Here is a 23,274-nt window from a genome sequence, read left to right as displayed (position 1 = left end):
CCTTCGATAAGGAGGTCGCTAGCCTTGTTCAAAAACATCAAGAATGAGTTTTCGAGCGGCGCTGGCTCAACAATTTGGAACATAGGTGGAAATCATGTTTACAGTTCTACTTGTGATTTACCTGTTGGCAGCGGTTGGTGTAATCGGCCTAGTGCTGATTCAACAAGGTAAAGGCGCAGATATGGGAGCCTCATTCGGTGCAGGCGCATCAAACACAGTGTTTGGCGCAAGCGGCTCAGGTAATTTCCTAACCCGAATGACTGCAATTTTTGCAACAGTATTTTTCATCCTTAGCTTAGTGCTAGGTAACATGTCGACTCATAAAACTGAATCTCAGTGGGTTGACCCGACTCAAGGTCAAGTTATCCAGCAAGCTGATGATGCTGCGAGTGAAGTTCCAGCCCCAACAGGCGACGAAATTCCTCAATAAGCTAAAGATTTAGCTGCCGAGATGGTGAAATTGGTAGACACGCTAGCATGAGGTGCTAGTGCCTTAGGTGTGAGGGTTCGAGTCCCTCTCTCGGCACCATTGTTTACAAACTTGTAAAACACCTTGGAGAGCGTATAATGCTCGACAAGTCGGACGCGGGGTGGAGCAGCTTGGTAGCTCGTCGGGCTCATAACCCGAAGGTCGTCGGTTCAAATCCGGCCCCCGCAACCAATCCTTTACTGGATGTGGACAAGTTTGCACAGTCGCAATAGCAACTGTGAGTTAAGCAAACTTTGATTGCTTAACACATCAGGGTCCAGCATCAAAAAACCCCGACTTTCGGGGTTTTTTGTTATCTGAATTTCTGCATTGCAGAAGTTCGGACATTGCTTGGAATTTAAATTGGGCTCTGAGCCCTTTTTTTGTTTCTGGAGTGGTTTAAATGACTGGTTTAGAAAGACAACTTACTGAAATGCTTGAAGCGCCAGTAGCAGCATCAGGTTATGAGTTAGTTGGATTAGAATTTATTCGCGCAGGCGAACATTCAACGCTACGTATCTTTATTGACCATGAAAATGGCATCTCTGTGGATGACTGTGCAGAAGTTAGCCGTCAGGTTAGTGCAGTAATGGACGTTGAAGATCCAATCACCGTGGCTTACAACCTAGAAGTGTCTTCTCCAGGTTTAGAAAGACCACTTTTCAAAGCAGCACACTATGAACAATTTATTGGTCACGAGGTAAGCATCGTTTTGAAAATGGCTGTTGGTAACCGTCGTAAGTGGAAAGGTGTTATCCACGCAATCGAAGGTGAAACAGTAACAGTTACTGTGGACGGCAACGCAGAAGAGTTTGCTCTAAGCAACATTTCAAAAGCTAACCTGATCCCTAAATTTTAATTAAGGTCTTAGAGGCTATTTAAAATGAGTAAAGAAATTTTAGCGGTAGCAGAAGCGGTATCGAACGAAAAAGGGGTACCTCGTGAGCGCATCTTTGAAGCCCTAGAGATTGCTCTAGCTACATCTACAAAGAAGAAACACGAAATCGAAATCGATGTTCGTGTTGAAATTGACCGTAAAACGGGTGAGTTCGATACTTTCCGTCGTTGGTTAGTAGTTGAAGAAGTAGAAAGCCCAACAAAAGAAATCTCTCTTGAAGCTGCACAGTTTGATGATGAGACGATTGAGATTGGTGACTACGTAGAAGATGAAATCGAATCAGTAACGTTTGACCGTATTACTACGCAAACAGCGAAGCAGGTTATCGTACAGAAAGTTCGTGAAGCTGAACGTGCACAGATCGTTGAGCAGTTCATCGACAATGAAGGTGAGCTAGTTACTGGTGTGGTTAAGAAAGTTAACCGCGAAACTATAGTACTTGATCTAGGTAACAACGCTGAAGCGGTAATCCTACGTGATGACCAGCTTCCTCGTGAAAACCACCGCCCGGGTGACCGTGTTCGTGGCCTTCTGTACCGCGTAGCACCAGAAGCGCGTGGTTTCCAACTATTCATCACACGTTCTAAGCCAGAAATGCTGGCGGAGCTATTCCGTGTTGAAGTACCGGAAATTGCAGAAGAGATCATAGAACTGAAAGGTGCGGCTCGTGATCCTGGTTCTCGTGCGAAGATTGCTGTGAAGACTAACGACAAGCGTATCGACCCAGTGGGTGCGTGTGTTGGTATGCGTGGTGCACGTGTACAGGCAGTCTCTGGCGAGCTTGGCGGTGAGCGTATTGATATCGTGCTTTGGGATGATAACCCAGCTCAGTTTGTTATCAATGCAATGGCGCCAGCAGATGTGGCTTCTATCATCGTTGATGAAGATGCTCACGCAATGGATATCGCGGTTGAAGCCGATAACCTAGCGCAAGCTATTGGCCGTAACGGTCAAAACGTACGTCTAGCTTCTCAACTAACAGGTTGGGAACTGAACGTAATGACGGTTGAAGATCTGCAGAAGAAACACGCAGAAGAGTCTCAAGCGTCAATTGAAAACTTCATGAAGTACCTAGATATCGAAGAAGATTTTGCTCAGCTGTTAGTTGAAGAAGGTTTCTCTTCTCTTGAAGAGGTAGCTTACGTACCAGTAAACGAACTGCTTGAAGTCGATGGTCTGGACGAAGATCTTGTCGAAGAACTACGTAATCGTGCAAAAGATGCCCTAACTACACTGGCTCTGGCTCAGGAAGAATCTTTTGAAGGCTTAGAGCCTGCAGAAGACCTACTTGCTCTAGAAGGCCTAGAGCGTGAAATGGCATTTAAACTGGCAGCGAAAGGTGTAGCAACACTGGAAGATTTAGCTGACCAGGGTATCGATGATCTCGAAGGTATTGAAGGTCTAACCGAAGAGTATGCGGGTGAGCTAATCATGGCAGCACGTAACATCTGTTGGTTCGGCGAAGACGCATAAATTTCAGCAAGGAGAAAGCGGCATGACAAAAATTACTGTTAAGGCACTGAGTGAAGAAATTGGTACACCAGTGGACCGCTTATTAGAGCAACTTGCTGATGCCGGTATGACGAAAGCGGGTACAGATCAGGTTTCTGAAGAAGAGAAGCAGAAGCTTCTGACTCACCTTAAGAAAGAGCACGGCGACACTTCTGGTGAAGCTGAGCCTACTCGCTTAACTCTACAGCGTAAAACTCGCAGCACACTTAGCGTAAACGCAGGTGGCGGCAAGAGTAAGGATGTTCAAGTAGAAGTTCGCAAGAAGCGAACTTATGTGAAGCGCAGCATTATCGAAGACGACGCAAACCGCGAGGCTGAGGAAGCAGCAAAGCGTGAAGCTGAAGAGCTTGCGAAGCGTGAGGCTGAAGAGCTAGCAAAACGTGAAGCTGCAGAGAAAGCACAACGCGAGGCCGAAGAAAAAGCGAAGCGAGAAGCGGACGCAAAACGTGACGCTGAAGAAAAAGCCAAACGCGTACAAGCTGATAAGGCTAAGAAAGACATGAATGCAAAAAATGCGGAAGTGAACACGCAAGCGAAAAAAGAAGCTGACGAACTTAAACGTCGTCAGGAAGAAGAAGCCCAACGTAAAGCGGAACAAGAAGCGGCTAAGCTTGTTGAAGAAGCGCGTAAACTAGCGGAAGAAAATGAAGCTCGTTGGACTGAAGCGGAACAGAAGAAGAAAGAGTTGGAAAACTCTGACTACCATGTAACGACTTCATCATACGCACGTGAAGCGGAAGACGCTGCAGACCGCAAAGAAGAAGGTGGTCGTCGTAAGAAGAAGAAGAAAACTTCTGGTAACGATGATCAAAATCGTGGCGGCCGTAACCAGCGTGGCGGTAAAGGTCGCAACAAAGGTAAACTGGCGAAACCTGCATCAATGCAACAAGGTTTCGATAAGACAGCTACCGTTGCGAAAGCTGACGTTGTTATCGGTGAAACCATCGTTGTATCAGAACTTGCTAACAAGATGTCTGTAAAAGGCACAGAAGTTATCAAAGTAATGATGAAGATGGGCGCAATGGCGACGATCAACCAGGTTATCGACCAAGAAACAGCACAACTTGTTGCTGAAGAAATGGGTCACAAGGTAATTTTGCGTAAAGAGAATGAGCTAGAAGAAGCAGTACTGTCAGATCGTGACAGCAATGCAGAAGCAGTTCCTCGTGCTCCGGTTGTTACCATCATGGGTCACGTTGACCATGGTAAGACATCGACACTTGACTACATCCGTAAAGCACACGTTGCTTCAGGTGAAGCTGGTGGTATTACACAGCACATCGGTGCATACCACGTTGAAACTGAAAACGGCATGATTACCTTCCTGGATACTCCTGGACACGCGGCGTTTACTGCAATGCGTGCTCGTGGTGCTCAGGCAACAGATATCGTTGTTCTTGTTGTAGCAGCAGACGATGGCGTAATGCCACAGACAATCGAAGCAATCCAGCACGCGAAAGCAGCGGGTGTACCTCTGATTGTTGCAGTGAACAAGATCGATAAAGAAGACGCGAACCCAGATAACGTTAAGAATGAGCTAGCTCAGTACGATGTTATTCCTGAGGAGTGGGGCGGTGAGAACATGTTCGTTCACATCTCTGCGAAACAGGGTACAAACATTGAAGGCCTGCTAGAAACTATCCTTCTACAATCTGAAGTTCTTGAGCTGACAGCGGTAGAAGAAGGCATGGCGTCTGGTGTGGTTGTTGAATCTCGCCTAGATAAAGGTCGCGGTCCTGTTGCCACTGTACTGGTTCAGTCTGGTACTCTAAACAAAGGTGATATCCTTCTTTGTGGTCAAGAGTACGGCCGTGTTCGTGCAATGCGTGACGAGAATGGTCAAGAAATTTTCACTGCGGGTCCTTCTATCCCAGTAGAAATCATCGGTCTGTCTGGTGTGCCTGCATCTGGTGACGAAGCGACTGTTGTTCGTGATGAGCGTAAAGCACGTGAAGTTGCTAACTACCGTCAAGGTAAATTCCGTGATGTTAAACTAGCACGTCAGCAAAAAGCGAAACTAGAGAACATGTTCTCTAACATGGCTGCTGGTGAAGTGGCTGAGCTTAACGTAGTACTTAAAGCAGACGTTCAAGGTTCTGTGGAAGCTATCGCAGACTCGCTACGTAAACTTTCTACTGAAGAAGTGAAAGTGAACATCGTTGGTTCTGGTGTTGGTGGTATAACGGAAACAGACGCCGTTCTAGCAGCTGCTTCTAACGCTATCATCCTAGGTTTCAACGTTCGTGCTGATGCAACAGCTCGCCGTGCAGTCGAAACAGAAAACCTAGACCTGCGCTACTACTCAATCATTTACCAATTGATTGACGAAGTGAAACAAGCAATGGGCGGTATGCTTGCTCCAGAGTTCAAGCAAGAAATCATCGGCCTTGCAGAAGTACGTGATGTATTTAAGTCACCTAAACTTGGCGCTATCGCGGGTTGTATGGTTACTGAAGGTACTATTAAGCGTAATAACCCTATTCGTGTACTACGTGAGAACGTGGTTATCTACGAAGGTGAACTAGAGTCACTACGTCGCTTTAAAGACGACGTTCAAGAAGTTAAGAACGGCTACGAATGTGGTATCGGCGTTAAGAACTACAATGATGTTCGCGTTGGTGACCAAATCGAAGTCTTCGAAGTTGTTGAAGTTAAACGTACTCTAGACTAATTGACTAACTTTACCGGCAGTGAGTGTCGGTAACAGGTTGTTGAATACGCCATGGGGGGCTGGAATTTATCCATCCCCCCATTCTTTCTAATAAGAGAAAAGATATGTCAAAAGAATTTAGCCGCACGCAGCGAGTATCGCAGCAGTTGCAAAAAGAACTGGCCATGATCCTACAACGTGAAGTTCGTGATTCACGTTTGGGTATGGTTACTATCTCAGACGTAGAAGTGTCTCGTGACCTTGCGTATGCAAAGGTGTTCGTGACCTTCTTATGTGTGGGTGAACAAACACCTGAGTCATGCTTAAAAGCACTTCGTGAACACGAAGTTCACATTCGCATGATGCTGGGTAAACGCATTCGTCTGCGTCTGACACCTGAAATTCGTTTCGAATACGACAACACTTTGGTTGAAGGCATGCGTATGTCTAACCTTGTCAGCGAAGTGGTAAGTGAAGACAAACGTAAGCAGCAAGACGCTGGCCGTGATGGCGAAAACTCGGAAGAGGACAACGCATAATGGCTCGCCGTCGTAAAGGTCGTCCAATTGATGGAGTCATCCTGTTAGATAAACCGACAGGTATTTCATCCAATGATGCGTTACAGAAAGTCAAACGCATCTATTTTGCAGAGAAAGCCGGGCATACTGGCGCTCTGGATCCGCTTGCGACTGGCATGCTGCCAATTTGTCTTGGAGAAGCCACGAAGTTTTCGCAGTTCCTCCTCGATTCAGATAAGCGTTATCGTGTTATCGCCAAGCTAGGTGAGCGCACCAATACGTCGGACTCGGACGGTGAAGTTATCGAAACTCGCCCTGTTGATGTCGATATGACGAAACTGGAAGCGTGTATCGACAAGTTCCGCGGTGAATCGGATCAGGTGCCATCGATGTTTTCCGCGCTCAAGTATCAAGGTAAGCCTTTATACGAGTACGCTCGTCAAGGTATCGAAGTCCCGCGTGAAGCTCGCAAGATCACGGTTTATGAAATCATCTTACATCGTTTTGAAGGTGACGAAATTGAGATGGAAGTGCATTGTTCAAAAGGCACTTATATCCGCACGATAGTTGATGATCTTGGTGAAATGCTTGGTTGTGGTGCACACGTGACTATGCTTCGTCGTACGGCAGTCGCTAACTATCCATACGAAAAAATGGTGACGCTTGAGCAACTTAATGAGTTGTTGGAGCAAGCACACCGTGATGAAGTGGCACCACGTGAGGTACTCGACCCATTGTTACTGCCAATGGACACTGCGGTGGAAGATTTACCGGAAGTGAACCTCAATGCGGAGCAGACTGACTTAGTTCAGCACGGACAGCCAGTGTATGTTCTTGGTGTACCAGAAGGAACGCTGCGCATGACCTCGGGTGATGAGCGTACCTTTATTGGTGTTGCGGAATTGAACGATGACGGAAAGGTCGCGCCTAAGCGTCTGGTTGTTTTTCGCGATTAAATAGCGCAGCACAGTAAAAACCGAAGCGTTCGCTTCGGTTTTTTTATATCTGGTTACTGAACCTGCTCCGCGCTACGCAATAATGCTCTCAGTTGTTCGGCGCGTTTTCGATTGACGCCGAAATCTGAGTATCCCGTGCGGGATTCAGAACGAACCAACAAGTTGTTTCCTTCTATGCGTAACTCAAGATCATCAACAAAGCGCATGATTTTTGATGTGCATTCTATCCTCAAATAGCCTTCTTCTTTTACCGCTGTTTTTGCACCGGGTAATTGAAGTGCCGCATTTTCAATTGCGTCGATACTAGCATGGCTGGTGAGAGTGAACGGGGCGAGTTGGTGTTTTTCTCTCTCGTCTTGCGTGGAAACACAGTTCGGTTTATCACCACATGGTGATGAGGTGCGATCAGTCATAGTTTGGACTCCTTGGCTGCAAGCGGATAGTAGCATCACGGAAGTGATTAAGAGCGCGGGCCTTTTCATTCACAATGTCCTTATTGTTATAAACTAAGTGTATTAGTTAAAGAACTTCTATAAAAAAGGGTTGACGCACAAACGTCAACCCAAATTTCATATCAATGATCGTTTATCAGACTTCAAGGTAATCAAGGATTCCTTCTGCAGCTTTGCGTCCTTCATCAATGGCGGTCACGACTAAGTCCGAGCCTCGCACAGCATCACCACCCGCGAAGATTTTCTCATTGCTGGTCTGATACTGAAACTCTTGTTCAGAAGGGGCTTTGATTCTTCCCCACTGATCGAGCTCCACATCATAAGGCGCTAGCCATTCCATCTTATGCGGCTGGAATCCAAACGCCATAATTACAGCGTCTGCTGGCAGAACATGTTCACTCCCTTCCACAGGTTCTGGGCGACGACGTCCGGCTTCATCGGGTTCTCCGAGGGCCGTTTTAACCACTTTCACACCCGATACTTTGCCAGAGACATCCACTTCGACACCCAAAGGTTGAAGGTTAAACTTAAAGTCGACGCCTTCTTCCTTGGCATTTTTTACTTCTCGACGAGAGCCCGGCATATTGGCTTCATCACGTCGATAGGCACAAATGACGTTAGAGGCGCCTTGTCGGATTGACGTGCGAACACAGTCCATTGCGGTATCGCCACCCCCGAGTACGACCACTTTTTTACCCGCCATATCTACGAAGGGTTGTGTGTCTTCTAAGTTCATGACTTTGTAAGTGTTGGAAATCAAAAACGGCAGTGCATCGTATACGCCCGGCGCGTCTTCGTTTTCTAATCCAGCTCGCATAGACTTGTATGTTCCGACCCCTAGAAAAACAGCATCATAATCGTCGAGCAGTTGCTGCATCGTTATATCCTGGCCGACTTCAACGTTGAGGCGAAATTCAACGCCCATATCTGTGAAGACGCGGCGACGATTTTCCATCACGCCTTTTTCCAGTTTGAACGATGGGATGCCAAAAGTGAGTAGGCCTCCGATTTCAGGGTAGCGATCAAAAACGACAGGTTTGACGCCATTGCGCACTAAAATATCTGCGGCAGCAAGTCCTGCAGGGCCTGCGCCGATAATGGCCACCTTTTTGTCTGTCCATTCGACTTGTGACATGTCGGGCTTCCAACCCATTTCAAACGCTTTGTCGGTAATGTACTTCTCTATGTTACCAATCGTGACGGCACCAAAATCGTTATTGAGGGTACAAGAACCCTCACACAATCGATCCTGTGGACAGACTCGGCCACACACTTCAGGCAGGCTGTTTGTCTGATGAGATAGCTCTACTGCTTCAAGAATACGCCCCTCATTGGCAAGTTTCAGCCACTGCGGAATGTAGTTATGAACAGGACACTTCCACTCGCAGTATGGGTTACCACAATCGAGGCAGCGATCAGCTTGGGCAGTGGCTTGCTGTTTAGTAAAGGGTTCGTAAATCTCGACGAATTCAATCTTGCGAACTTTAATCGGTTTCTTCGCAGGATCGACACGTTGTACGTCAATAAATTGGTATACGTTCTGGCTCATGATTCAAACATCCTCCATGATTACTGCGCTTGAACGCGAAGTTCTGCGGCACTACGACTTTGGTGACCAAGCAGGGTACGAAGATCCGCGGCTTTAGGTTTCACCAGATAGAACTTTGGAATCCATTCATCAAAGTTCGCCAGAATATCTTCAGCGTGAACTGAGTTTGTCTCTTCAAGATGCTCTGCAATCAGGCCACGTAAATGTTCCTGATGGATATAGAGATCAGACAGCGCCAGTGCCTCGACTGATTCATTGTTCACTCGGCCTTGGAAGTCTTCGTTCTTATCAAGAACGTAGGCAAACCCGCCTGTCATACCTGCGCCAAAATTGACTCCGGTTGCGCCAAGAATTGCCACAATTCCACCAGTCATATATTCACAAGCATTGTCGCCTGCGCCTTCAATAACCGCGATGGTTCCTGAGTTGCGTACGCCAAAGCGCTCGCCAGCCGTACCTGCTGCAAAGAGTTTGCCCCCGGTTGCACCGTACAAGCAGGTGTTACCAATGATGGTGGCTTCATTACAGCGGAATGCTGTCCCTAAGTGTGGTTTGATGACCAACTTGCCCCCAGCCATGCCTTTACCAACATAGTCATTGGCATCGCCAGTGAGATACTGTTCTACGCCACCGGCATTCCAGACACCAAATGATTGTCCAGCGGTGCCATCAAGGTGGAGCTTAATGGGTGTTGCCGCCATGCCTTGGTTTCCATAGCGCTTAGCAATTTCACCTGATAGACGTGCACCAATCGAGCGATCGGTATTGATGACGTTATAGAAGAAGCTAGCGGACTCGCGTGCCTCTACGGCTGAAAGGGCATCATCGATGATCTTCTGGTTCAACTCAGCCTTATCAAACGGTGTGTTAGGTTCTGTCCAAAATAGTGGATGACCTTCCGGTGATACAGGCGCTTCAAGAATATTGCTTAAGTCGAGCTTGGTTTGCTTGGCGGTCATGCCCTCTACTGTCTCAAGCAGTTCAGTACGACCGATGAGATCGGTGAGTTTTTCCACTTCCAGCTCTGCTAGCAAGGCGCGTACTTCATCAGCCAAACCGACAAAGTAATTCATCACTTGCTCAGGTAGACCTTTAAAGAATTCTTTGCGTAGCATTTCGTCTTGAGTGGCGACGCCAGTTGCGCAGTTATTGAGGTGACAAATACGCAGGAACTTACAGCCCATCGCTACCATAGGAGCTGTTCCAAAGCCGAAGCTTTCAGCGCCGAGTATCGCGGCTTTTACAACGTCTAAACCTGTTTTTAGACCGCCATCCACTTGAAGGCGAATCTTGTGACGAAGCCCGTTAGCCACCAGTGCTTGTTGAGTTTCGGCAAGGCCTAGCTCCCAAGGGCAACCTGCGTATTTTACCGATGTCAGTGGGCTGGCAGCTGTTCCCCCGTCATAGCCTGAGATGGTGATCAAGTCTGCATACGCTTTTGCCACACCAGTGGCAATAGTGCCAACACCAGGTTCAGAAACCAGTTTGACTGATACTAAGGCGTTTGGGTTGACCTGTTTTAGGTCGAAGATCAGCTGAGCTAAATCTTCAATCGAATAGATATCGTGGTGCGGCGGCGGAGAGATCAGCGTGACGCCTTGTACCGAATAACGTAGCTTAGCGATTTCCGCTGTAACCTTATGCCCTGGAAGCTGACCACCTTCACCCGGTTTTGCACCCTGCGCGACCTTGATTTGCAGTACGTCGGCATTGGTTAGGTAATGCGGGGTCACACCAAATCGACCTGAGGCAATCTGTTTAATACGAGAGTTACGCTCTGTACCGAAGCGACGTGGATCTTCGCCACCTTCACCTGAATTTGAATAGCCACCGAGGCGGTTCATTGCAGTTGCCAAAGCTTCATGAGCTTCTGGGCTCAGAGCGCCAATGGACATTGCGGCAGAGTCAAAGCGTTTAAACAGTTCAGTGCTTGGTTCGACCTGTTCTAGTGGTAGCGGCTTCGCAGATTTTTTCAGCGTCATCAAGTCTCGCAACATCGCAACCGGACGTTGGTTTACTTGTTTGGCAAAACTCTGATAATCACCACTCTCACCAGATTTGACGGCCTGTTGCAATGTGCCAACGACATCCGGGTTATAGGCATGATACTCGCCGCCATGGACATATTTCAGTAAACCACCATGTTCAATGGCTTTACGTTTAGCCCAGGCTTTGCGTGAAAGGTTAAACAAGTCTTGCTGGAAGTCGTCGAAGCTGGCGCCTTGTATACGAGTCGTGACCCCTCGGAAGCAAAGTTCGACGACATCTTCACTCAGACCCACCGCTTCAAACAGTTGTGAACAACGGTAAGAGGCAACAGTGGATATGCCCATTTTGGACATGATCTTGTAGAGGCCTTTGTTGATGCCATATTGATAGTTTTGCATCACATCGCGGTAGCTTTTTTCAAGCGCACCATCATCAATCAGTTTACCTAAGGCTTCATAAGCCAAATATGGGTAAACCGCTGTTGCACCAAATCCAAGTAGAACAGCAAACTGATGTGGATCGCGAGCAGTGGCTGTCTCGACAATAATGTTGGCATCACAACGAAGATTCTCTTCAATCAAACGTGTTTGCACCGCGCCTACTGCCATCGCCGCAGGAATCGGCAGCTTGCCTTTCACTAACGCGCGATCAGATAAAACCACCAATACAGTCCCTTCACGCACAACATCGACTGCTTGGTCACATAAGTCGTTGATCGCTTGTTTTAGGTCTTTTCTCTCAGGATCGTAATTGATATCTAAGATGGTGTTACGGTAGTGCGCATCAGCCAGTTCGAGCAGTTGCTGCATGTCTGAATAAAGCAGTACCGGCGAATCAAAAGTTACGCGATGAGCGTGCCCATCGGTTTCGCAGAACACGTTCATTTCTTGGCCAACACTGGTCGCCAATGACATGACGTGTTTTTCACGCAACGGGTCAATCGGCGGGTTGGTGACCTGAGCAAATTTCTGACGGAAGTAGTCGGTAACTAGGCGCTCTTTAGAAGAAAGAACGGCCATCGGGGTATCATCTCCCATAGAGCCAACGGCTTCTTGACCCATATCACCAAGCACTCTAAGGACTTGATCGACTTCTTCGTTGGTCATAGCGAATTGCTTCTGATAGGTCTTGAGCAAATCGCTGTCAAAATTGCGCTCACCTACCTGATCTTCAGGCAATTGAGCAAATGGTGTGAGCTTATGGACGTTGTTGTCCATCCACTCTTTATATGGGTGGCGACCTTTTAGATCGTTATCAATTTCACTTGATTGCCACAATTTCCCGCGGCGTGTGTCAACGACCAACAATTCGCCTGGTCCAACACGGCCTTTTTCTGCCACTTCGTCGGGGGCGTAATCCCAGATACCCACTTCTGACGCCAGCGTGATGAGTTGATCTTTGGTGATCACATAACGAGCTGGGCGCAGGCCATTACGATCTAGGTTACACGCGGCATAACGACCATCGGATAATACGATGCCAGCAGGGCCATCCCATGGCTCCATGTGTTTAGAGTTGAAGTCATAGAACGCACGCAAGTCCGGATCCATATCCGGGTGGTTCTGCCATGCAGGCGGCACCAGCATTCTCATTGCGCGGAAGACGTCCATGCCCCCCGCGAGGAAAAGGTCAAGCATGTTGTCCAGGCTGGATGAATCAGAGCCCGTTTCGTTAACAAATGGAGCTGCCGTTTGCAGATCAGGCAGTAGTGGCGAAGCGAATTTGTATGCACGAGCGCGTGCCCATTGGCGGTTGCCTTCAATGGTGTTGATTTCACCATTGTGTGCCAGGTAGCGGAACGGTTGAGCCAGCGGCCAACGTGGTTGGGTATTTGTTGAAAAACGCTGGTGGAACAAGCAAATAGCTGATTCCATGCGTAAATCTGCAAGATCCAGGTAAAAGCGTGGTAAGTCTGCTGGCATACACAGACCTTTATATACAATCACCTGTGTGGACAAGCTGCAGATATAAAAATCACTGTCTTGTGTGATTTGCTTTTCTATGCGGCGGCGTGCGATATACAAACGACGCTCAATGTCGCGCTCACGCCAGCCTGCTGGAGCTGAAATGAACACTTGTTGAATGTTAGGTAACGAATCCAGTGCGATCGGGCCTAAAACATCTGAGTTGGTAGGCACGTCACGCCAACCCGAAACGGTTAGTGTTTCCTGAGCTAACTCTTTATTGATGATGTCTTTAGCGGATTGTGCCTTGACTGGGTCTTGGCTGAAAAACATCATACCTACAGCGTATTGCTTACCGAGGTTGAAGCCGTTTTCTTCAGCGATGAGGCGTAAATATGAGTCGGGCTTTTGTAATAGAAGACCACAACCATCACCGGTTTTACCATCAGCGGCGATACCGCCTCGGTGGGTCATGCGATCCAATGCCGAAATTGCTGTACGAACCAGTTTGTGACTTGGTTGTCCTTCCATGTGGGCGATTAAACCAAATCCACAGTTGTCTTTTTCAAGACTAGGATCATATAAAGCCATTGCAATTCTCCCTTTGCTTCTCTGTCTTCCAGACAGAACTACCAACATTTAAAGGGTTGGTATTTATGACTAACTATGCTTTCAAGTTGTTAAATCTTGCATAAATATACACAAAATCTTTTGTTATTATTTTACAAAATAAGACGAAATCATTTTCATCGACTTCACAACGTATAGCTTATGATAGAAAAGGTCAAGTTTTTGGTGAAATATCACGTCAATGTTCGATTTACCAAGCAATAACCTAGAAAAGTACTTATATATCATATGTATAGATTTTTGATTGTTACATTTTTGCAACAATTGAGTTCGGTGGATATAAAAAAGACCAGCATAATGTGCTGGTCAAGTTGGGAAGTTTGGAAGGATTGATTAGTTATTCGCTTTAGACCCAGAATCATTCATTGCTACCTGATTCTGGGTTTCATCCGGTTTACGCTGATAACATCAGTGAATCGGATTTAGCTTCAAGATGAGTTCCACCCATTAGGAAATCATCGATAGCACGGGCACATTCGCGACCTTCGTTGATACAACGAACCACCAAAGATTGGCCTGTTCGCATATCACCAGCAGCAAATACACCTTCTTGGTTAGTAGCAAAACCTTGAGTTGCTACGTTACCGCGATCATCTAGTGCGATATCCAGTTGAGCAAGTACGCCTGTTGGTTCTGGGTGCAGGAACCCCATCGCTAGGAATGCCATATCGCATGGGATCACACGCTCGCTGCCTTCTACTTCTTTGAAGTTTGGACGCTCGCCTAGTTTCGCATCTTGCCATACGATGTCTGCAATACGTAGACCTGTTACCTGACCTTGGTCGTTGCCGATGAATTCTTTGGTCAAGATATTCCAATGGCGATCGACACCTTCTTCGTGTGATGTTGAGGTGCGCATAATCATTGGGTATTGTGGCCAAGGCATGTTTGCTGGGCGTTTCTCAGGTGGAATCGGCATGATTTCAACTTGAGTAATGCTCGCTGCGCCATGACGGTTAGAGGTACCCACGCAGTCAGAACCAGTATCACCACCACCAATGACGACAACGTGTTTGTCTTTCGCGTGGATCTCTTCGGTTTTAAGATCCATGTTGTTGGCGCGGCGGTTGTTTTGACCTAGGAATTCCATTGCGAAGTGAACACCATTTAGTTTACGGCCTGGAACTGGTAAATCACGTGGAACGGTTGAGCCACCAGTCAGTAGAACCACATCGAACTCTTGACGCAGCTGCTGGGCATTCACATCAACACCAACATGTTGGTTAACTTTGAATTCAATCCCCGCTTCTGCCATCAGGTTGATCTTACGATCAATCACGTCCATACCCAGTTTGAAATCTGGGATACCAAAACGCAGCAGACCCCCCACTTTCTCGTCTCGTTCGAATACCGTCACAGTATGACCAGCGCTGTTCAGCTGCTCAGCCGCCGCAAGACCAGCAGGGCCCGAACCGATGATCGCAACGGTTTTGCCTGTGCGAGAACGTGGTGTTTTTGGTTTGGCGTAGCCTTCACGATACGCCGTTTCCACGATGGTTTTCTCGATATTACAAATAGTGATTGGATCTTGGTTGATGCCAAGTACACAAGCGCTTTCACACGGAGCTGGGCAAACACGACCAGTGAACTCTGGGAAGTTATTGGTTGAGCTTAGAATGTTCCATGCTTCTTCCCAGCTATCACGATAAACTGCATCGTTAAACTCTGGGATGATGTTACCGATAGGGCAGCCGTTATGACAAAACGGCACACCACAATCCATACAACGAGAAGCTTGAGTATTGATCTTGTCACCAAACTCCTCGTTTAGAACGAACTCTTTGTTGTTCTTGATGCGCTCAGCTGGGTCGATCTTCTGTGGTAGTTCACGACCATGCTCTAAAAATCCAGTAGGCTTACCCATTATACGGCCTCCGCTTGAGTTTCGTTTCCTTGAGACTGTGCTTCAGTTTTGCGTTTTTGAAGAACCGCTTTATAGTCACGCGGCATTACCTTAACCATAGAGGCTAGGCTAGCTTCAAAGTTGTCTAGGAAAGACTGAGCGACTTCACTTCCTGTGAATTGAACATGCTTAGTTAGCATGTCGAGTAAGAGATCTCTGTCTTCTTGCTCGATTGGATCTAGGTCTACTAGCTCTGGGTTCAGCTTTGACTCAAAGTCACCTGATTTATCCCATACGTAAGCCACGCCGCCACTCATACCTGCGGCAAAGTTACGACCTGTTGAACCAAGGATAATTGCTGCACCGCCAGTCATGTATTCACAACCGTGGTCACCGACGCCTTCTACTACGACTTTCGCGCCTGAGTTACGAACACAGAAACGTTCACCAGCCATACCGCGAATGAAAGACTCACCCGAAGTTGCACCGTAGAAACACACGTTACCAACTACGATGTTGTCTTCCGCGACAATGCTCGATTTCGCGTCTGGGTAGAGCACTAAGGTACCGCCAGACAGACCTTTACCCCAGTAGTCGTTAGCATCACCTTCCACCTCGAACTTCACACCCTTAGCTAGGAATGCGCCGAATGACTGACCCGCAGAACCGTTGAACTTCACGTTCATTGGCTTAGGTAGACCAGCATCTTTGTACACTTTCGAGATTTCGTTCGACAACATGGTACCTGCAGAGCGGTCCGTGTTGACGATAGGGAATTCGGCATTTACCGCTTCGCCTTTCTCGAGAGCAGGAATCGCTGCTTGAATCAGCTTGCGGTCTAGAACTTCTTCTAGATTGTGGTTCTGCTGAGCTTGGTTGAATACGCCATCGGCTTCGCGAGCTTGCTCCACGTGCAGAACAGGAGACAGATCTAGGTTCTTGTATTTCCAGTGAGATACATCTTGGCGAATCTTCAGCTTCTGACCTTGACCGACCATCTCATCGATAGTGCGGAAGCCAAGTTCAGCCATGATTTCACGCAGACCTTGTGCCATGTATTGGAAGAAGGTTACTACGTCTTCTACGCGACCATCAAAGCGCTCACGAAGCGTCTTGTTTTGAGTCGCGATACCGACAGGACAGGTGTTCTTATGACACTTACGCATCATGATACAACCTTCAACCACCAATGCTGCGGTTGCCACGCCCCATTCTTCTGCACCAAGTAGTGTTGCCACTGCAAGGTCGCGAGGTGTCTTCATCTGACCATCCGCTTGAACCACGATACGGTTACGCAGACCGTTCTTCAGTAGCGTTTGGTGTGTTTCTGCCAAACCAAGTTCCCAAGGTAGACCTGTATGACGGATTGAAGACATTGGTGATGCACCAGTACCACCGTCGAAACCTGCGATTAGTACAACGTCCGCTTTCGCTTTCGCTACACCAGAAGCGATCGTACCTACGCCTGCTTCCGATACCAGTTTCACGTTTACGCGGCCCGCGCGGTTCGCGTTCTTCAAGTCGTAGATAAGCTGAGCCAAATCTTCGATTGAGTAGATATCGTGGTGTGGCGGTGGAGAGATAAGACCGACGCCCGGAGTTGAGTGACGCGTTGCACCGATCCAGTCGTCTACTTTATCGCCTGGTAGCTGACCACCTTCACCTGGTTTCGCACCTTGAGCCATCTTGATTTGTAGCTCATCAGCGTTGGTTAGGTAGTAAGAGGTTACGCCGAAACGACCTGAAGCCACCTGCTTGATTGCAGAGCGTTCCCAGTCGCCGTTGTCTTTGCGCTCGAAACGCATTGGGTCTTCACCACCTTCACCAGAGTTCGATTTCGCGCCAAGGCGGTTCATCGCAACAGCCAGTGTGGAGTGTGCTTCGTAAGAAATAGAACCGAATGACATTGCACCCGTCGCGAAGCGTTTCACGATGCTTTCAATTGGCTCGACTTCGTCGATAGAGATAGAACCGGCTGGGTTCTTAATGAACTCAAGTTGGCTACGAAGGGTTACCGCGTTGTCGCCTTGCTTATCTACTGCTGTCGCGTACTGTTTGAACTGATCGTAGTTCTTGTTGCGTGTAGACTCTTGCAGTAGAGAAATGGTTTCTGGGTTGAATAGGTGCTTCTCACCACGCTGTTTCCATTGGTAAACACCACCAACATCCAGCATTTGAATTGGGATTTCACGTTGTGGGTAACCGATGCGGTGACGGATCAGCACTTCTTTGGCGATATCATCAAGGGTGAGACCTTGGATACGAGAAACCGTACCTGTGAAGTATTTGTCTACAACAGACTTATGGATACCCAAGGCTTCGAAGATTTGCGCACCATGGTACGACTGTAGCGTAGAAATACCCATCTTCGAGAAGATCTTCAGAAGACCGCCATTGATCGCTTTACGGTAGTTGTTGAACAGATCGCGAGGGTTCGCTTCTGGATCCAACTTCTTCGTACGTTGAAGTTCAATGATGGTTTCAATCACTAGGTAAGGGTTAACCGCATTCGCACCGTAACCAAGTAGCGTTGCGAAGTGGTGCGTTTCACGCGCGTCACCGGTTTCAACCACGATGTCACACTTCGCACGTAGGCCTTTACGGATCAAGTGGTGGTGCACTGCACCAACTGCCAGCATTGCTGGGATCGCCGCATGGTTTGAGTTCACTGCACGGTCAGTTAGTAGGATGATTGAGTAACCATCGATAACCGCGTCTTCTGCGTATTGGCAGATACGTTTTAGCGCGCGCTCAAGCTTGCCTTGATCTTCATTGGCTTGGAACACGATATCCAGTGTCTTCGCTTGTAGGTGCTCGTTATCGATCGCACGCAATTTCTCAAGCTCAGAGTTCGCCAGAACAGGCGATTCCAATTCAACTTTCTGACAGTGAAGTGGTGTTTCAGTCAGAAGGTTTTGGTCTTTACCCAAGTAAGTGTTCAGCGACATAACCATGCGCTCACGGATCGGGTCGATCGGCGGGTTGGTTACCTGTGCGAACAGTTGCTTGAAGTAGTTTGAAAGGTGCTGAGACTGATGAGATAGAACCGCAAGAGGCCAGTCGGCACCCATTGCTGATAATGGTTCTTTCGCGTCATTCGCCATTGGAACGATGATTTCGTTCACTTCTTCATTGCTCACACCGAAAGCTTGCTGACGATGCAACAAACGCTCTGGAGAAGGTTGGCTGAACTGGTTGCTCGCATCTGGCAGCTTCTTCAAGCTCAGTAGGTTTTCTTCTACCCACTTCTCGTAAGGCTGTGCCGTTGCAATGGTGTCTTTCACTTCTTCATCAGAGATGATGCGACCTTGCTCTAGGTCTGCAACGAAGATACGACCTGGTTGTAGACGACCACGGAACTCTACGTTCTCTGGTTCAATATCTACAACACCAGATTCAGATGCCATCACTAGGAAGTTATCTTTGGTCACTGTGTAGCGAGAAGGGCGCAGACCGTTACGGTCTAGTGTCGCACCAACTTGAACACCATCAGTAAAACATACTGAAGCAGGACCATCCCATGGTTCCATGATGTTCGCGTGGTACTGATAGAACGCGCGACGTTTAGGATCCATGTTTTTGTTTTCTTGCCATGCTTCCGGGATCATCATCATCAATGCGTGTGGCAGGCTACGACCAGAAAGAACTAGGAGCTCAAGTGCCATGTCAAAGTTAGATGAATCCGAGCTGCCTTCCTGACAGATTGGAAGAAGCATGTCGATTTCAGCCTGAGTAAACAGGTCTGATTCTAAGATTGCTTCACGGGCTTTCATCCAGTTCAAGTTACCGCGAACTGTATTGATTTCACCGTTGTGGGCAATGTAACGGAAAGGCTGTGCAAGACGCCATTTCGGGAAGGTGTTGGTAGAGAAACGAGAGTGTACCAGTGCCAGTGCTGTCACCATGGTCGGGTTTTGCAGATCAAGGAAGTACTGAGGTACTTGCTCGGTCGTTAACTGACCTTTGTAGACCAATGTCTTGTAAGACATTGAGTTAATGTAGAAGTCGTCACCAATGTTCGAAACGCTTTCTAGGCAAACACGCACAGTGTAGTTACGAAGTACGTACAGTTTGCGCTCAAGCTCTTCAGGTGTGATGCCAGGACCACCAGAGATAAACACATGCTCAAACTGAGGTTCTGTGCTTAGTGGGTCTGCACCGATCATAGAGTTATCGGTTGGCAATACGCGGTAGCCGATAACTTCAAGATCTAGACGTTGTGCGTTACGTTCTAGAATGTCACGGCATTGCTCTCGTTTGTATTCGTCTTTCGGGAAAAGAACGACACCAACACCATACTTTTCAAACGAAGGCAATTTAATGCCTAACTTAACGGCTTCTTCTAATAGGAATTCATGAGGTTTTTGTAGCAAGATACCCGCACCATCACCGCTGCATGGATCACAACCTTGACCACCGCGGTGTTCCATTCGTGCCAGCATATCCAATGCCTGAGTTACTACTTCGTGCGATTTACGGTTTTTAAGGTGAGCAACAAAACCGATACCACAAGCGTCATGCTCCAGTTCAGGAGTATACAGACCCTGTGAACTTTGCTCTCTATCTACCATAGATACATCCTTCCAGTTCAGTAGACGCAAATGTACTAGCCGATACTAGTTTTGCGTCCAGTCCTTTATTTTTATGATTCGCAGCCTGCCTAGGTTGGCGACTTTGATTCCATTCCGTATCTCGCAGGAAAAATATTGCGAGAAAAACAATCCTTGGTGAAATCCATGTTTTTTGTATCACAATCTAGTGATTTATATAGGTGGGAGCTGGAAAACACCGATGTTTTAGCAACTAAATATGTAATTTATTACACAAATAAAACTAAAATCTGAAATTATCCTACAATTTTGTCAGGATGAATTGCAATCAAAATTCGAGTTAGCAGAGTACTTTTTTAGCCGTTGTTATAGGTATTATGTTTAACTTTTGCTTAACAATTGGGTTTTGTTCTCCATTTTGTGCATGTTTATTGACTTTAAATAACTTCCTTTCTGTTTTAAATCGCTAGATTTCCACCTCCAAATTTTTCATTGCTGTAATTTAATTACACTAATGGAAATGATATTCATTATTGTTTGTGTTGTGAAAAAACTATGCAGTTACATGAGCTGGTTAATACGATTGGACAAGATCTTCAGCGTCGTTATGGCGAGAGAGTCCACAAACTGACGTTACATGGTGGTTTTAGCTGCCCAAATAGAGATGGCACCATAGGTCGAGGGGGATGTACTTTCTGTAATGTTGCATCGTTTGCAGACGAAGAAACTCAGACAAAGAGTATTCTTGAACAACTTAAAGATCGTGCAGGGGAAGTACATAGGGCTAAGAAGTATTTAGCTTACTTTCAAGCATATACCAGTACGTATGCTGAAGTTCAGACTCTGAAGAGTATGTACGAGCAGGCAATAAAAGCGGCCGATATTGTGGGCCTGTGTGTTGGTACACGGCCAGATTGTGTGCCTGATGCTGTATTGGAGTTGCTGTCTGGTTATGTACGAGAAGGTTTCGAGATCTGGCTAGAGCTCGGTCTTCAGACTGCGAACAATGATACCCTGAAGCGTATAAATCGCGGCCATGATTTTAATTGTTATGCTAGCATCGCCAAACGAGCGAGAGCTTTAGGTATTAAAGTCTGTACCCACTTGATAGTTGGCCTACCGAAAGAAACTCACCAAGATAACATTGATACGATGCGTAAAGTTATTGATGTTGGAACTGATGGGATCAAACTTCACAGTTTGCACATTGTTGAAGGTAGTACCATGGCTAAAGCTTGGAAGGCAGGCAAGCTTAATGCTCCCTCTCTGCAGCAATATGTGGATACTGCTAGCGCAATGATCCGCATGACACCACCCGAGATTGTGTTTCATCGGGTTTCATCGGCAGCCCGGCGCCCAACTCTGCTTGCCCCTTTATGGTGTGAAAATCGTTGGTTAGCAATGACGAAAATTGGCGATGCGCTTAAGCATGAAGGTGCACAAGGTTCATCCATCGGTCGTCCTTTTGTGTATGTAAAACCAACAATAAATACAGAAAACTCATCAATAAGCTGATATCTTTTGTAACCTTAGTATTAGGTTAATAGATATAGAGCATTAGAATGGAGCAGGTGTTTTACTGGTTATGGGATACATCCCATGGACATGGTTTTGACCTTGTAGTCATTTTACTCTTTGTCGTGCTGTCTGCGCTTGTTTACTCACAATTGCAAAAACACATAGAGTTGTTGGTTCAAGATGCACCTACAGCTTTGATTCTGGTTGAAGCGCAGTCCGGGAAACTCCTTCTTTCTAACAAGAACGCAATGCAGTTGTTGGCTATCCGACGAGTAGGTAAGTCCTTTCTTTTGCCAGATACGGTTTCGCGAGAGTTTTTGTTGTCCACTATTAGTCAGTTTGCAGGGGAAGGCTTCAATCGTTTCCCGATAGAGTGGAGCATCTCTAAAAATACCCGAATAAAAGTGGATATTAGTGGGCGTAAAACCGTTTATCGAGGGCGCATTTCGTGGCTACTGTATGTTTCTTCTCACCAAGCATCTCACGATGAAATGGTACGTGAAATTCAATCACTTTCTGTAGTGCGCAGTGCTTTGGATAACTTAGCTGAGCTGGTTTTCATCAAAAATAATGAAGGCGAACTGATTTCGACAAACCGAGCCTTCGAACGTTTTTGGGGGGAGCGTGCGCAAGAGGGGAGTGCCGATATCAAAGGTGTTGTGAAAGGACGGGCAAACAAACGCCGTTGGACAACGGACGCCGATGGCCGTAGCTGCTTACTTGAAACCTATCAGAATATATTGATTTCCTCTACCGGGGAAACAATGGGTAGTATCGGCATCAGTCATGATGTGACGGATTGGCACAACATGCAGCAGAACTTGCGTGATGAGATGGAAAAACGTCGTGATACTGAAGTCGCTTTGGCTCAGCGTGATACTATTTTGCAGAATATCCTCGAGTCGAGCCCTGATTCTATAGGCATCTTCAATGAAAACATGGTGTATCAAGCGTGTAACCAGCCTTTTGTCCGAGCGCTCGGTATCTCCGATGTTGATGAGCTTATTGGTAAACGACTGCAAGATGTCATCCCCGATGATGTATATAGCCGTTTGTCGGAAACGGATCAAAAGGTGCTATACGAAGGAAAGTCATTGCGCTATATCGATAAAGCAATTAACAGCAATGGCGAATTTACTTGGTATGACGTTGTTAAATCTCCTTTCCGCGATCCTGCTTCAGGAACTAATGGCGTGTTAATTATGGCGAGGGATGTCTCTGAACGTTATCTTGCCGCACAAAAACTGGAAGAGGCAAACCTAGAGCTAGAGCGCCTGAGCTTTATTGACAGCTTGACACAAATTTCTAATCGGCGCCGTTTTGACGAACAACTCTCTACTCTGTGGCCTTTGCATGTCCGTGAACGTCAGCCTCTGAGTATTATGCTCTGCGATATCGATTATTTTAAAGGTTTCAATGACTTCTATGGTCATCAGGAGGGTGATGAAGCGCTGATGAAAGTCGCAGGTGTCTTTAAAGCGGTCTTATCACGCACCAGTGACTGCGTCGCTCGGTATGGCGGCGAAGAGTTTGGTTTTATTTTGCCGAACACAACGGCAGAAGGCGCACAGCAAGTGGCGGATAAGATTCATGATGAAATCGCTAGTTTGGCTCTGGAGCACAAAGCTTCTGAAGTCTCAACGGTCTTAACCGTGAGTATTGGTCTAGTGACCATGATCCCGCAGCCTTATGACAATAGTGAGAGTCTCATTGCTCTAGCCGACAGTGCGTTGTATCAAGCTAAGGCCAATGGGCGCAATCAGACTTGTGTTCATCACACATCCGAGAATTAACCCGCCAAGACTTTCGGTTCTCTTAGCCGCGCGTATCGAAAAC

13 protein-coding genes and 2 tRNA genes are annotated in these 23,274 nt (G+C 47.1%); 10 read left to right on the top strand and 5 right to left on the bottom strand.

What is annotated here, in order from left to right; translation table 11 throughout:
• Positions 1-94 precede the first annotated feature (94 nt).
• From secG to truB, 8 genes are all read left to right on the top strand, one after another.
• Positions 95-430, top strand: coding sequence for a preprotein translocase subunit SecG (gene secG, locus VIC_RS04275; protein ID WP_006958051.1), 336 nt, complete (start codon positions 95-97; stop codon positions 428-430).
• Between the two features lie 15 nt (positions 431-445).
• Positions 446-529 (top strand) — tRNA-Leu (locus VIC_RS04270).
• Between the two features lie 55 nt (positions 530-584).
• Positions 585-661: transfer RNA gene (locus VIC_RS04265), tRNA-Met, on the top strand.
• A gap of 211 nt (positions 662-872) precedes the next feature.
• Entirely contained in the window at positions 873-1,328 is a 456-nt protein-coding gene (gene rimP / locus VIC_RS04260; protein ID WP_006958050.1) for a ribosome maturation factor RimP, read from the top strand.
• Between the two features lie 24 nt (positions 1,329-1,352).
• Complete coding sequence (gene nusA / locus VIC_RS04255) at positions 1,353-2,840, top strand: transcription termination factor NusA (protein WP_006958049.1); 1,488 nt, start codon at positions 1,353-1,355, stop codon at positions 2,838-2,840.
• 22 nt (positions 2,841-2,862) lie between these two features.
• Entirely contained in the window at positions 2,863-5,550 is a 2,688-nt protein-coding gene (gene infB, locus VIC_RS04250; RefSeq protein ID WP_006958048.1) for a translation initiation factor IF-2, read from the top strand.
• 104 nt (positions 5,551-5,654) lie between these two features.
• Complete coding sequence (gene rbfA, locus VIC_RS04245; RefSeq protein ID WP_006958047.1) at positions 5,655-6,068, top strand: 30S ribosome-binding factor RbfA; 414 nt, start codon at positions 5,655-5,657, stop codon at positions 6,066-6,068.
• A complete protein-coding gene (gene truB, locus VIC_RS04240; protein ID WP_006958046.1) occupies positions 6,068-7,003 on the top strand; it encodes a tRNA pseudouridine(55) synthase TruB in 936 nt (311 codons plus the stop codon). Before rbfA ends, truB begins: the two co-directional genes overlap by 1 nt.
• A gap of 53 nt (positions 7,004-7,056) precedes the next feature.
• Here truB and VIC_RS04235 read toward each other — a convergent pair whose 3' ends face one another.
• The 5 genes from VIC_RS04235 to gltB (VIC_RS04215) form a co-directional block, all read right to left on the bottom strand.
• Complete coding sequence (locus VIC_RS04235) at positions 7,057-7,485, bottom strand: DUF1499 domain-containing protein (protein ID WP_039951264.1); 429 nt, start codon at positions 7,483-7,485, stop codon at positions 7,057-7,059.
• A gap of 106 nt (positions 7,486-7,591) precedes the next feature.
• Complete coding sequence (locus VIC_RS04230) at positions 7,592-9,004, bottom strand: FAD-dependent oxidoreductase (RefSeq protein WP_006958044.1); 1,413 nt, start codon at positions 9,002-9,004, stop codon at positions 7,592-7,594.
• A gap of 20 nt (positions 9,005-9,024) precedes the next feature.
• Positions 9,025-13,488 carry a glutamate synthase large subunit gene (gene gltB, locus VIC_RS04225; protein WP_006958043.1) on the bottom strand — a complete coding sequence of 1,488 codons (4,464 nt, stop codon included), beginning with the start codon at positions 13,486-13,488 and terminating at the stop codon, positions 9,025-9,027.
• 433 nt (positions 13,489-13,921) lie between these two features.
• Positions 13,922-15,391 (bottom strand): glutamate synthase subunit beta, encoded by a 1,470-nt coding sequence (locus VIC_RS04220; protein ID WP_006958042.1) that lies wholly within the window; start codon positions 15,389-15,391, stop codon positions 13,922-13,924.
• Positions 15,391-19,941 (bottom strand): glutamate synthase large subunit, encoded by a 4,551-nt coding sequence (gltB, locus tag VIC_RS04215; protein WP_006958041.1) that lies wholly within the window; start codon positions 19,939-19,941, stop codon positions 15,391-15,393. Before gltB (VIC_RS04215) ends, VIC_RS04220 begins: the two co-directional genes overlap by 1 nt.
• Before the next feature lie 534 nt (positions 19,942-20,475).
• Between gltB (VIC_RS04215) and mnmL the strand changes: the two genes are divergently transcribed.
• Entirely contained in the window at positions 20,476-21,435 is a 960-nt protein-coding gene (mnmL, locus tag VIC_RS04210; protein WP_006958040.1) for a tRNA modification radical SAM protein MnmL/YtqA, read from the top strand.
• 47 nt (positions 21,436-21,482) lie between these two features.
• Positions 21,483-23,231 carry a sensor domain-containing diguanylate cyclase gene (locus VIC_RS04205; RefSeq protein ID WP_006958039.1) on the top strand — a complete coding sequence of 583 codons (1,749 nt, stop codon included), beginning with the start codon at positions 21,483-21,485 and terminating at the stop codon, positions 23,229-23,231.
• Positions 23,232-23,274 lie beyond the last annotated feature (43 nt).

The organism is Vibrio coralliilyticus ATCC BAA-450, from assembly GCF_000176135.1.
Lineage (GTDB): Bacteria > Pseudomonadota > Gammaproteobacteria > Enterobacterales > Vibrionaceae > Vibrio > Vibrio coralliilyticus.
This window is presented reverse-complemented; position numbering and strand designations above follow the sequence as displayed.